Origin of the sequence: Lysinibacillus sp. JNUCC 51 (assembly GCF_015999525.1) — a bacterium.
GTDB lineage: Bacteria > Bacillota > Bacilli > Bacillales_A > Planococcaceae > Lysinibacillus > Lysinibacillus xylanilyticus.
In genome coordinates this window covers 4,603,774-4,615,744 of record NZ_CP065545.1, presented here as the reverse complement: position 1 = coordinate 4,615,744, position 11,971 = coordinate 4,603,774, and the positions used below count along the sequence as shown (strand labels likewise).

Sequence of the window (11,971 nt, the reverse complement as noted above, 5' to 3'; positions counted from 1 at the left end):
AATAGACTAAAAATTCAATACCTCTTGCAGGTGTATATCAAGTTCAGATACAAATTTTTCAACCTTCGGATTTTTGACTACATCATAACAAGAGAAACTCTTTAATGGTTTCATACCGAGAAATTTCTGTATACGATGTAAATGGCTTAATGCATCTTCTAGGCCGCTTCCTTCAAAAAATTGACTTGGATCGTTAAATGCTTTTTCAGGAGCATTCCAGGTAGTCGAAAACATATATTTCTTTTCAGTCAATAGCCCGCCTTTTCCATACTGATCAGCACCCTTGAAAAATAATCCATAAGCATATACTTCATCCATATACGTCTTCAATAAGCCAGGAACACTGAACCAATAGATAGGTGTTTGGTAAATGACAATATCAGCCCAAATAAATTTTTGTTGCTCTTCTTCGATTTTATATCCATCTTGAATAATTGTTGTTTTTACACTGTTCTTTTCGCTTAAAAAACTGACCAATTTGTCCATCAATGTTTGGTTCAAATTCCCCTCTGCTGAACTATACTTCTGGTGCCCGTTAATAATAAGTATATTTTTCATCTCTATCTAGCTCCTTTAATTTCGTGATCCTTTAATAAACCGCCTAGCACTTAGCTGGTAACCAATAGCCATGTTCAAATCGTTTGTTACATCTGAAAAATAACCATGAAAGCGACTCTATTGTACCGATAGCAAAAGCACTGATTAACAATGCTAATGGTAGTTTGTTTCGTTGATTTCACGTACTAATTTTAATCACCTCCTCCATAAAGGGATTGAATAATAAGTTCAACGATATTATATATAAAGTAACTTCATTTAGGGAAGTAGTGATATTTAATACATTAAGTTACTAAAAATATACTATTGTGATATGATAAGGGAAAACTCGTAAAAAAAATTTAGGGAGGATGTTTCAGATGAGTGATATTGAGCCAGTCGTGTTGACGAAAGGGGCACCAGGTGAGACTTGCCCCATTGCTAAAACGCTTGATGTAATTGGGACTAAATGGACCTTTTTAATTATTCGTGATCTACTTGTAGATGGAACGATGCGATTCAGTGACCTTTTGAAATCAATGGATGGAATTAGCCCGAAAACACTTTCACTTCGTCTTAAGTCACTAGAAGATCATGGAATACTGGAAAGGAAGGTATATCCAGAGGTTCCCCCACGTGTGGAATATACATTAACCGAAAAAGGAAAACAGTTGGAAGGTATTTTCATTGAATTAAAGAGATTTGGATTAAATTTATAAAAGATTTAATTAGGTGAATGTAGAATACAGTCATGTATACAACCTGGTTTAAAGAGACAAGGATAAAACTGGTCAAAACTTTAAAAAGCGCGAGAAATCAAGTTTAGAAACGTTGATTCTTCGCGCTTTTCTGATGTAAATTTTTCTAATTCCCTTCCTCTTCAACCTTTCTATTATTGTGTATCAATTGATTTAAAATCGTCAGGTTATCAACCTTTTTACAACAATAGAGTTAGCTATATCTGATAATACATTTGCTGCCTAATCAGATGCACTTAAACGTAAAGAGGACTATTTTAATATTACATAAAAAAAAGACAATTCAAGATAACGGTAAGATACCATAAAGCAATTAAACTTTATGATATCAAACACATCATCTTGAACTGCCCAGCAAATTGCAACAATTATTTAGATGCTACATTCTCATCTTTGGAGTAATTATACTTAGAACGATCAACTGGAGTATAATCTTTTGGCGTATAGAATCTCAATAAGTCACCATTCACGACTTTATCAGATAATTGCAATTTAAGATCTACTTTATCTTTCATAGTTTTCGCAGACTCTAATCGACTATCATCATCTTCTAGTAGTAAACCTGTTTTATTATCATAAAATTTCCCATTAACCGAATAAATAGTAGGACTGACAAAACCGCCATTTCTAAATGGTACAACTTCATCATGCTCTTTTGATAATAAGTCGGAACCAAATTGAACAAATTTTTGTGTATCAATTCCTAGTAAATGTAATAACGTTGGAAGAAGGTCTGTTTGGCCACCATAAGTATGGTTAGTTCCACCTTGCATACCTGGAACATGTATAAATAATGGTACGCGTTGCAAATTAGCATTTTCATATGGTGTAATTTCTTTTCCAATGACTTGTCCCATCGCATCATTATGATTATCTGAAATACCGTAATGGTCACCATAAAGAACGATCATCGAATTATCATATAATCCTGATTCTTTTAATTGATTGAACATTTGTTTGATTGCTTCATCTGCATAACGAGCTGTTTGGAAATAATTGTCTACACTAGAATCCCCAGTATTAGCTTTATCAATTGTAACTAAACTTTGATCCATTTTATATGGGAAGTGGTTCCCTACCGTAATTAATTTCGTATAGAAAGGTTGTGGTAACGAACTTAACATACTTTCAGATTGTTTAAAGAATGGTTTATCTAACAATCCGTATTCAGCCATATTTTCTGAAGAACCCGTGTCATAATAACTTGCATCAAAGAAGTGTTCGAATCCAAATGATTTATAAATCTCATTTCGATTCCAGAAGCTTCCGTTGTTACCATGGAATACAGCAGATGTATAACCATAATCTTTTAAAATACTAGGAGCTGCTTGATACGTATTTTGTGCTTTTGTAATATAAGCAGATCCTTGTGGTAATCCAAATAAAGAATTTTCTAGCATAAATTCTGCATCGGAAGTTTTACCTTGACCAGTTTGATGGAAGAAATTATCAAAATACATTGTATTCTTATCTTTTGCTAATGAATTTAAAAATGGTGTAACTTCTTCACCGTTTAATTTATAGTTAATCAGGAAGTTTTGGAATGATTCTAAATGTAAATAGATAACGTTCATTCCTTTTGCTTTACCAAAATATTCTTCATTAGGTTTGGCATAGTTAGATTTTGTATAGTTCATCACTTCTGTAATATCGCTACTATCCGCCAAAGCTCTCTGTGAAGTTGCTTTCATCGTTTCTACTGAATCATAAATCGTATAGTTATACATTCCTAGATATTTCACAATATAGTTTCTATCAAAACCTCGAGATAATAGTTGCGGACGATCAGCTTCAGCTAGTCCTAAATTTAGGATTGATATTGCTAATGCAATAGTAATGATTGCCGTTGCTTTTTTATATCCAAAACGATTGCTATCTTTTTGTATTTTTCTTGAGAATCGTAAGTAAAACATTACAAATACATCCACAAAGAACAAGATATCAAAAGGCTTTATTAAAGTAAGAACACTACCACCTAAATCTCCGAAGTTCTGCGTTTGTGTAACTGTAGGTAATGTAATGAAATCACTAAAAAATCGGTAATATACAACATTGGCATATAAAAGAATAGACATCAGAGTATACACTACAACTAATGATGTATATTTTCTCTTTCCTTTAAATAAAAATGATATTCCTAGAAACAGCATTGCTGAACCTAGTGGATTTAATAGTAAAAGGAAATGTTGAAGGAATCCTTCTACGCCTAGTTTAAATTGTGTTGTTTGAGTGATGTATGTTTTAATCCATAACATTACTACAGCTAATAAATATATCCCTATAAATTTGTTTAATAGGTTATCTTTTTTACTTATTAAATTTTTCATTTTTGCACCTACCTTTTACTTATTCAATTATGTCTGGAGCATAATTGCCTCCGGAATCAGCTTTGTACTTAGGCCTGCAGATGTTTTTTGCACGAAAGCGTAGCGGCAGCGGCACCGATGCAGGTCAGTTAGCCGTTATCGCATGGATGTGATGATTTTAGGCTAACATCCTCTAAGCACTCCTTGCCGATTTCATGACATCCGTCGAAGGCTTTAGGCCATCACGAAGCCGGTCACTTAATCTAAGGACGTTATGTTCTTAGAATTAGTTCCTTTATTTCAACATTTGTTTATGCACCAGCTGAAAAAAGTTAAATTAAATCTAGATATATATTAACTTAGATTATAAGTATTTCATTAAAAAAATGTTACTTCACAATAGCTTTTTTCGTAGCTATTGTATACTACTCCCCTTATAGACTTCTGTCAAGTTGTTAAATATTGCAAAAGACAATTAGTATAATTATCGTAAATCTTGTCATAAAAACACCCCGAAAACGTTAGCTTTTTAACTAACGTTTACCCGGGATATTAAGCCATTACTCTTTCTTTTTTATCTCGTTAATTTCAACCACGCAATCGTTTCACAATGTAGCTTACCAAAATATAAAAACTTGCTTTCCTCTATTAACACTATATCATTCAAAACGTTCTTTCTTTTGCTGCTTTTTTTGTTACTCATTCAAATTTAACTTCTTCATTATGATTTTTCAAAGATGATGTTTATATTTTCTTCATCACATTGTATTCTATTTAATCCATATGTTACACCACTGTTGTTTTTTCACTTGAAATTATTTCCTTACATATCATCTCTATTTCCTGTGAAAAGGATTTTACTTGGAAGGCATCTGAATATATTTTGTTCTCCTGTGAAGCCACTACTTGTTGCAATTTGTCTTCATATGTTTGTACAAAATGATCAAGCGTTGGACTTTTCAATTTCAGAGCTTTAGCCCACTCCTATGTTTGAGGATTAAAGTTCAATATATGCGGAACCCTTTTATACTATTTCACTGCCCTGTTTACAAACCTGAACATTATCGATAGGTATGAACTTATACCATAATAGTTGCCCCATCACAGCCCCAAATGTAGACTTGAGAAAATAAAAACGGCTGAAGTTCTTGTTTACAAGAATCTCAGCCGTTTGTTTTCGAAGGTGGAAGTTTATATCTAATTAATATTACCTGTTGGGTATAATGTAGTTCCTCCAATAGAAACTTTTATTTCATTAGATAATGGAACATTGTATTCATCAATAATTGTTCTCCACCATTCCCATGCAAGACCTGTACATTCTCTTGCATAAATTCTAATATTTTTTGCATTAGGCGGAAGTGGTATTACTGTAGTGAAATGAGCTGTTTTATCTTTCCAGCTTCCATCCCAAGTTTTATGGGATAGAACTTCATTCCCGTTTTCATCATATGAAATTTCATCCCAAGCTACTTCAAATTGAGCAACATATGCACCGTAATGATCAAGGATGATTTTGCCTTTAGAATATTCTGTAGCTGTCGTCTCAATATAATCTGTATTGTTATGAACAGCAGCAATTGAATTATCCTTTAAGAAAACACTTGTATATGATATTGGGTATGCTGGATTTTTAAGACTAAATTCCGCATTATCTTTAATTATTTCTCTAATATCATTAAAGTCCTTTGAGACAACCTGATTATGCTTTTGTGAATCTCCGCCTAATACTACAGCAGTAAAGGAACTTTCTTCAAATATATCTTTGTACTGTGCACTAGTTTCTATATTAGTATTAGCATCCTTCAGTAAGGCTTTAAAAGCAGCTTGTACATCCTTGCTTTTAGAGCTTGTTTCTAATTTTACATAAATTGTTCTGCCATAAGCAACATTTGAGACCATAACAGGAGGGGCAGCATTACTTACCCCTTTACGAGCTAACTCTTCAAAATTGACACTATCATCAAAAAGGTCTGATGGATTGTTAGGTTGTTCTGCACTTACGGTATAAAATATTTGTTTATATGCCGCAACCATCACTTTTTTCTCTCCATTAGCAATCGCATTAAAGTCAATTCCCAGTGAATTGTCAAGAACTTGGGCGTTAACATTCAGAGCGCTTGCTATTTGGGATTTGCTATAAACCATAGATTCTGAATATTGTAGTCTTGCAGGTAAAGTATGGGTTGTAGAATATTTATCACTCCATGTAGATACTAATTCATCTACTGCCCCAGATACATTACCATATGTTGGATTATCAACAGTTATAGTATTTTCTCTTTTCATTCCAGGTAAATCTATGCTAATATTTAGCGGTTTTCTTTTAGCCACCAATAAACTAGGTTGATTGTCTACAAAAGCTTTGTTTGCAAGTTGTAATGCTCCTGGATATGTACGATTGGCCATAGAATCAATAATTGAAATATCCACCGGCGAAGTTGTAAGTGATTTTTTGTTACGTTCAACCACTATAAATTTATCACTTGAGTGAATACCTTCTTTTGGAACAAAACTATTAATCTTGTCACCATTCACTGCTAAAACTTCGCTGTTATTGTAGTTCAGGTTTGCAATACCAGTATCAATATCATTAGATTTGCTATTTTCACTAGCTACCTTAGTATCAAGTGTTGCAGCAAAGGAAATAATCGGATAGTTTATAATGCATAAACTAACAGATAAACAAACTAGAATTTTTATTACTTTAAAATAATTTCGAATTCCCATATAACCACTCCTTTTTTAGGAAATCATACCACAAAAGTACTTTTTACAAATATAGTAGGTTAGCACCATTTTTTACTATCTAAAGAGTATTCATAGCAAATATGACACATTCTAATTTTCAGTTCAAACTACTATAGTAGCAACATATACGTATGGCAACTATTCCTTCTTTTTAGAGTCACTGACAAATTAAAAGATATTATTTATATTAAATTTTTCTAATTGAGTTCATCTATTGCAATTAAATCTATTGGTGCGTGACAGGTAGCCTCTTGCCTGTCTTGTACATGTCTGCCGTTACTATCGGTCTACCTAACGCTAACTAAGGAAACTTTTTAGAATTTATCTACGGATAATAAAGAATTTTCTGTACAGACTAATTTCAGGAGGTGAAATCCATGAATAACAACCAAAATTTTAACAAAAAAACCCCAAATGCAATGAGCTCGATGAACCAAGAATTTGGGAATGAAACTGATGTTAATGAAATTAAACAACAAATCCAACAAGCAGAAGCTAACAAAAAACAAGCTTCTGGAGCAATGAACTCGATGAATCAAGAATTCGGGAATGAAACTGATGTTAACCAAATTAGACAACAAATTCAACAAGCAGAAGCTAACAAAAAACAAGCTTCTGGTCAATTTGGAAACGAAAACGGAACAAAATAAGTTAAATTATCATCCTCAACCGGCAACCTTTTTTCTGCCGGTTTTTTCTATTTTACTCATTAGCCATAATATCTATCCGTTAAATTTATTGCACATTAAAATCCTTCACAAAAAGTGTCTGCTTCCTCATAAGCAGACACTTTTTATAATAAAAACTTTTGATTTAATCTATTGCATCAAAATGACTGTAGGAAATGGGGTTCATTTCACTTCGAAGCAACCCCTTACATACATTAGTTATTTTGAAACTATTTTTCAAAATGTTTAGTAACCATAAAAAAATTTTAGTTCATATAGCTTAATGACAACGAGAATAAGAATTAAGGATAATATCTATCAAATACACGGAGGTTATATGAAATTTAACATTATCGCCATGTGTTTATACTATGGCTTTCGAGTCGATTTTCTGTTTTTTACGTTTGTTCTTGTTCTTTTTCTTATACCACCACATATAGATACCAGTGAACATCAGTATAGATGGAGTAAGGCCACCGATAGCATACAAAATTTTAGTAAATAAACCACCAAAACTACCAGTATGTAATGGTAGGTGCCATGTTTGGTACATAAGCCCACTATTTACATGCGGATCTAGCTTGCCCACTACTTTTCCGCTATACTGGTCTAACCATACTTTTACATTTCCATTGCCCGGATCATATGAATTACTGATACGAAATTCAACTGCGCCTTCTTGGTTTCCACTTTCCACTTTTTTGGGCATTCTAACTTGCATAAGTGTTCCCTGAGGTACTTCTTTTTCAGCCATACTGAATAATTCATCAAGTGGAAGCTTACCACTTGGCAGGACTTTTGAGATTAGCTGCTCTTCTGGAGGCATCACCTTTGCTTTTGCACCAAACCAACCAAAAATCATTTCATCATACGCGAAAAGCGCTCCTGTTAATGAAACAACCAATAAAAATGGAATGGAAACTCCACCAATGACTTTGTGTAAATCATATTGCCGTACATAAGGGTTGGCATTACGTCTTATACTAAACCCGCGTGCCCATTTTTTAATCCCAGGCCACCATAAATAAACTCCTGATAATGTAATGAAAAAGAACATAAATCCAATCATACCGATGATTTGCTCACCATTGAAATCTTTTAACAGCAACTTTTCATGAAACTCCGTTATTAAGTTGAATATTGCTTTATCCCCTAATGTTCCATTTATGTATCCTGTTCCTGGATCTACAAATATGTTTAGTTGTTCTTCTCCTTCCTGAAGGCGGAATAAGTAAACTCCTCGAGCGTTAGGTTCACTTGGAGTATATACACGGTCAATCTGACCTTTTGGATGTGCTTCTGATACTGCCTGCAAGGCTTGCTGATACGTTACTTTTTTACCTTCCGTTACTTTATACAAATCAGGATGCAGCATGCTGTTTAATTCAGGTTCAAAGACTAGCATACTTCCTGTTAAGCCAATCAATACTATAAAAACCCCTGCTATCATACTAAGCCATAAATGAATTTTTGAGATGATTCTACGTGTTTTAATAAAAATGCCTTCTTTCCAAAAGTAATATGAAATTATGAATCTAGTCAATAATATAAAAGAGAATGATTATCATCGTCAATTAAAAATATAAAAACTATTAAAAATATGCTATTATATTTATCAACATTCACATTTAATAGTTATAAATATGCGAATGACTGATTGGTACATTAGGAAATTAGTATTAATTAATACATTTTATTAGGTTGGATATGATTTGTCACAAAATCATTATCAAAATACATTTCTTTTTCAAGATATAGTTTATATAGATTGGAGGAGTTTTTTGTTAAGTGATTATTTAGGTGATATTTACCTTCCATACTTTGATGATCCATTGCCTTCTAATCGATTAAGTAAAAGGTCAAGCTTATGGAAATGGTGGCCTAAATTGCATTATAAAAAGCCATATCCGATTGGATACGACTTTTAATTAAGCATTATTTTTAACTTATCTTTTAGACAGCTAACTATACAAAAAACATTAATTACATAATTTTTCTAATAAGATGAATAACTCCTTTACCTTCTATAACTGTACTAACAATCGTAGAAACGAGGGAAAATTCGGTAATATGCTTAATTACAATAATAATTGCTATTATGGCGGTGGCTATGGTGGCTCAAAAATTCGTTCTAATTGTCGTTCTATTTATTCTTTTAATTATTATTGACGCAACTAATGCCTAGGGGCTTTGTTATATCAATCACAAATAGCGAGAATAATGTGTAGTGCTTATTTAAGGGACACTTTTTACAAGGGTACCTTTTTTCATTAAAGCTCTAGAAATATTTTGAAATTTTTTTAAAAATAACAATTTATTAAGTAGTTAAATATCGCAATCCCTATTGAAAACTTTACATATTATAAAATTAAAGAAAGGAGGGAATTTACTATGTCTGGATACTGTGGTAGCGGTAGTGGTTATGGTTATGGATCCGCATTTGCGCTAATTGTTGTTCTATTCATTCTTTTAATTATTGTCGGCGCTAGTTTCTTGAATAGAAGTTACTGCTAATACCTAACACCGCCACTAATGCTCATAACTATTAGGATACTAAAAATTTATCTTTTCCCTTCTAATTTTTCTAAGGGTCACTATCCTCCGGTGACCTTTTTAATTTTTCCTCTTTCAATGTCACAAATAAATCTTTAAAAAAAATCGCATCATTTCCTTCCTCGCTAGGCAAAAAATTTTTTTACTTTCACTAAATGAATGATTTCGAAGTATGAGAATAGTCGGATCAATACAAACTGATAGTAACAGTTGTTTCGCTATAACCCCATCTATTAGGAAAATCATGAAGGGAGCATTCATAGATGCCATTTGTCACCGTATTTGGAGGAAAAACCTTTGAAGTGGAGGAAGGAAAAAAATTAGTATTAGCTCTTGAAGATAATGATATAAATATTTTTCATCAGTGTGGCGGAATGGCAAAATGCACCACTTGCAGAGTAGAGGTATTAGCTGGTGAATATAAGGATATTTCTAAAATAGAAAAAAACGCCTTTGCTATTAAAAATATTGATGAGAATATATATGAAGACTGTTTGCGGCTATCTTGTCAAATTCGTGTAATAGGAGACATTACAGTTCGGCCTATTTTAACCTTGGAAAATACACAGGGCAATAGAGGTCCAAGACCAGCAGATTAACCAAGAATCGATTAATAATTCAAACTTAAAAAGATGTGGTAATTAGTTGAGTCAATTTATACAATTTCATTTTATCTATATCCTAAATATAAGAAAAATTTTAAAAACGCAGGCTAAAATGATCTGACCCAAAAATAGCCAATTGAAGAAGAAAAGGTTCTTTTGATACACGTTTTTGGAATACTGAATGGCAACAAAAGAACCTTAAATTAAAGATTGCGTTGGTTACTCTGAAACTATTTTAGTAACCATAATAAACTTTAGTGCATATAATCAAGCTTTTCTAGACCAAATAACAACTGGAATAAGAATTAAGGATAAAAGCCCCCCTGCTAATGACAGTGTCGCATAACTCGCATTAGCCACTACCATTCCCGAGAGAGCACCACCTGAAGCCCCTGCTAGTGCAACTAAAACATCAATTTTCCCCTGTGTTTTTGCACGTGTGGAAGGCTCAGTCGAATCAACTATTTGAGCAGTACCACTAATTAAGCCAAAGTTCCAGCCCAATCCTAGTAAAGAAAGCGCTACGATTAATAGAACCATAGAATCACTCGGTGCGAATGCTGCTAATAAACCTGCACATAACAGAGTCACTCCAGAAGCAATACTCATGGCTGTTCGTCCGATTTTATCAACAAGAACGCCTGTTACGAGCGATGGAAGATACATGGAACCAACATGAAAACCTATAACAATCCCAACCTCCGATAAACCATGACCATGATGTTTCATATGTACTGGTGTCATCGTCATTATAGCAACCATTACAATCTGAGTAAGAACCATAACCGTTGCACCAACTGTAAGACCTCTTTTATTGATAGCTTTTTCACTAAGGGATTCCGTATTATTTCCATATTCATTTTCTCGTCTGTCCGCTTCTATCATTTTTGCAATTTCTAATGGATCCGGACGTAACATAACAAAAAGGACAAGACCTGCTAAGATAAATGCTGTTGCAGATAAGATAAATGGACCTGCAAGTGACGGAACACCAATGGAAACAGCAACTTTCCCCATAATTTCTACTAAATTCGGCCCTGCGACAGCCCCAAACGTTGTCATCACCATAGTTGTGCTGATAGCCTTTGCTCGTTGCTTATTATTGGCTAAATCTGTCCCTGCATAGCGTGCCTGTAAATTTGACGCAGTCCCTGCACCATAGATAAATAAAGATGCGAATAATAAAATGACACTATTCGTAATAGCCGCAATCACAACACCGATTGCACCAAGTCCGCCTACAAAAAAGCCTGTCGATAAACCTGTACGACGCCCATAACGTTGTGAAAGTTTCCCTACAATTAAAGCCGCACCAGCCGATCCTAAAGTAAATAAAGCGGACGGCACTCCCGCATAGGCATCTGTCCCAAGCATTTGCTGAGCTAAAAGTGCCCCTACCGTAATACCTGCTGCAAGCCCTGCCCCACCAAAAACTTGTGATAGACTAACAACGATTAGCACTCGCTTATATAAACTCTTTAGCTTTTCGGGTGAATCAATATATGTTTCCATGGTTCCTTGTGCTTTTCCAAGCATCTTGCAACACCTTCTTTCTACTTTCTACTACATCTGTACGCAGAAAAAGCTTTCTTCTGTACCGGGGACAAAAAACGAAATGATAGTTAAATTAAGGATGCGGTTGTGTTTGTTCGTCTATATTCGTTCATATACACAATCTATCAGTTTTTTTATAAACTGCAACATATATGCAAAAAAGAGTAGAATTTCCTTATACTTGAAGCACCACATACCTTTCTGGTTTTAGTGGCACTCCTTATCGGACCTCACGCTCA

11 protein-coding genes and 1 pseudogene are annotated in these 11,971 nt (G+C 33.8%); 5 read left to right on the top strand and 7 right to left on the bottom strand.

All coding sequences use genetic code 11. The features are described 5' to 3' along the window. Window positions 1-6: 6 nt before the first annotated feature. Window positions 7-558: an NAD(P)H-dependent oxidoreductase gene (locus JNUCC51_RS22260; protein ID WP_337989807.1), complete on the bottom strand. Its 552-nt coding sequence runs from the start codon at window positions 556-558 to the stop codon at window positions 7-9. A gap of 359 nt (window positions 559-917) precedes the next feature. Here JNUCC51_RS22260 and JNUCC51_RS22255 point away from each other — a divergent pair, with 359 nt between their 5' ends. Next, window positions 918-1,256: a winged helix-turn-helix transcriptional regulator gene (locus JNUCC51_RS22255; protein ID WP_337989806.1), complete on the top strand. Its 339-nt coding sequence runs from the start codon at window positions 918-920 to the stop codon at window positions 1,254-1,256. A gap of 407 nt (window positions 1,257-1,663) precedes the next feature. Here the strand turns inward: JNUCC51_RS22255 and ltaS are convergent, their stop codons facing one another. The 3 genes from ltaS to JNUCC51_RS22240 all read right to left on the bottom strand — a co-directional run bounded on the left by ltaS (window position 1,664) and on the right by JNUCC51_RS22240 (window position 6,331). Beyond that, the gene (gene ltaS / locus JNUCC51_RS22250) at window positions 1,664-3,622 is read right to left on the bottom strand and encodes a lipoteichoic acid synthase (RefSeq protein ID WP_337989805.1); all 1,959 of its coding nucleotides are present in this window, start codon (window positions 3,620-3,622) and stop codon (window positions 1,664-1,666) included. Between the two features lie 765 nt (window positions 3,623-4,387). Further along, a complete protein-coding gene (locus JNUCC51_RS22245; RefSeq protein ID WP_337989804.1) occupies window positions 4,388-4,564 on the bottom strand; it encodes an opine metallophore biosynthesis dehydrogenase in 177 nt (58 codons plus the stop codon). A 234-nt stretch (window positions 4,565-4,798) separates the two neighbouring features. Continuing rightward, window positions 4,799-6,331 (bottom strand): thiol-activated cytolysin family protein, encoded by a 1,533-nt coding sequence (locus tag JNUCC51_RS22240; protein ID WP_337989803.1) that lies wholly within the window; start codon window positions 6,329-6,331, stop codon window positions 4,799-4,801. Between the two features lie 398 nt (window positions 6,332-6,729). Here JNUCC51_RS22240 and JNUCC51_RS22235 point away from each other — a divergent pair, with 398 nt between their 5' ends. Beyond that, window positions 6,730-7,002: a gamma-type small acid-soluble spore protein gene (locus tag JNUCC51_RS22235; RefSeq protein WP_337989802.1), complete on the top strand. Its 273-nt coding sequence runs from the start codon at window positions 6,730-6,732 to the stop codon at window positions 7,000-7,002. A gap of 382 nt (window positions 7,003-7,384) precedes the next feature. Here JNUCC51_RS22235 and JNUCC51_RS22230 read toward each other — a convergent pair whose 3' ends face one another. After that, window positions 7,385-8,446 carry a PepSY-associated TM helix domain-containing protein gene (locus tag JNUCC51_RS22230; RefSeq protein ID WP_337989801.1) on the bottom strand — a complete coding sequence of 354 codons (1,062 nt, stop codon included), beginning with the start codon at window positions 8,444-8,446 and terminating at the stop codon, window positions 7,385-7,387. Between the two features lie 672 nt (window positions 8,447-9,118). Here JNUCC51_RS22230 and JNUCC51_RS24890 point away from each other — a divergent pair. The 3 genes from JNUCC51_RS24890 (at window position 9,119) to JNUCC51_RS22220 (ending at window position 10,172) form a co-directional block, all read left to right on the top strand. Beyond that, window positions 9,119-9,205, top strand: coding sequence for a YjcZ family sporulation protein (locus JNUCC51_RS24890; protein WP_443137016.1), 87 nt, complete (start codon window positions 9,119-9,121; stop codon window positions 9,203-9,205). Window positions 9,206-9,411: 206 nt separating this feature from the next. After that, window positions 9,412-9,534, top strand: coding sequence for a YjcZ family sporulation protein (locus tag JNUCC51_RS22225; RefSeq protein ID WP_337989800.1), 123 nt, complete (start codon window positions 9,412-9,414; stop codon window positions 9,532-9,534). A gap of 302 nt (window positions 9,535-9,836) precedes the next feature. Continuing rightward, window positions 9,837-10,172: a 2Fe-2S iron-sulfur cluster-binding protein gene (locus JNUCC51_RS22220; protein WP_049664522.1), complete on the top strand. Its 336-nt coding sequence runs from the start codon at window positions 9,837-9,839 to the stop codon at window positions 10,170-10,172. 273 nt (window positions 10,173-10,445) lie between these two features. Here JNUCC51_RS22220 and JNUCC51_RS22215 read toward each other — a convergent pair whose 3' ends face one another. After that, complete coding sequence (locus JNUCC51_RS22215; RefSeq protein ID WP_337989799.1) at window positions 10,446-11,714, bottom strand: MFS transporter; 1,269 nt, start codon at window positions 11,712-11,714, stop codon at window positions 10,446-10,448. A 42-nt stretch (window positions 11,715-11,756) separates the two neighbouring features. Next, a pseudogene (locus JNUCC51_RS22210) lies at window positions 11,757-11,845 on the bottom strand (IS200/IS605 family transposase); the annotation flags it as partial. Window positions 11,846-11,971: the final 126 nt, after the last annotated feature.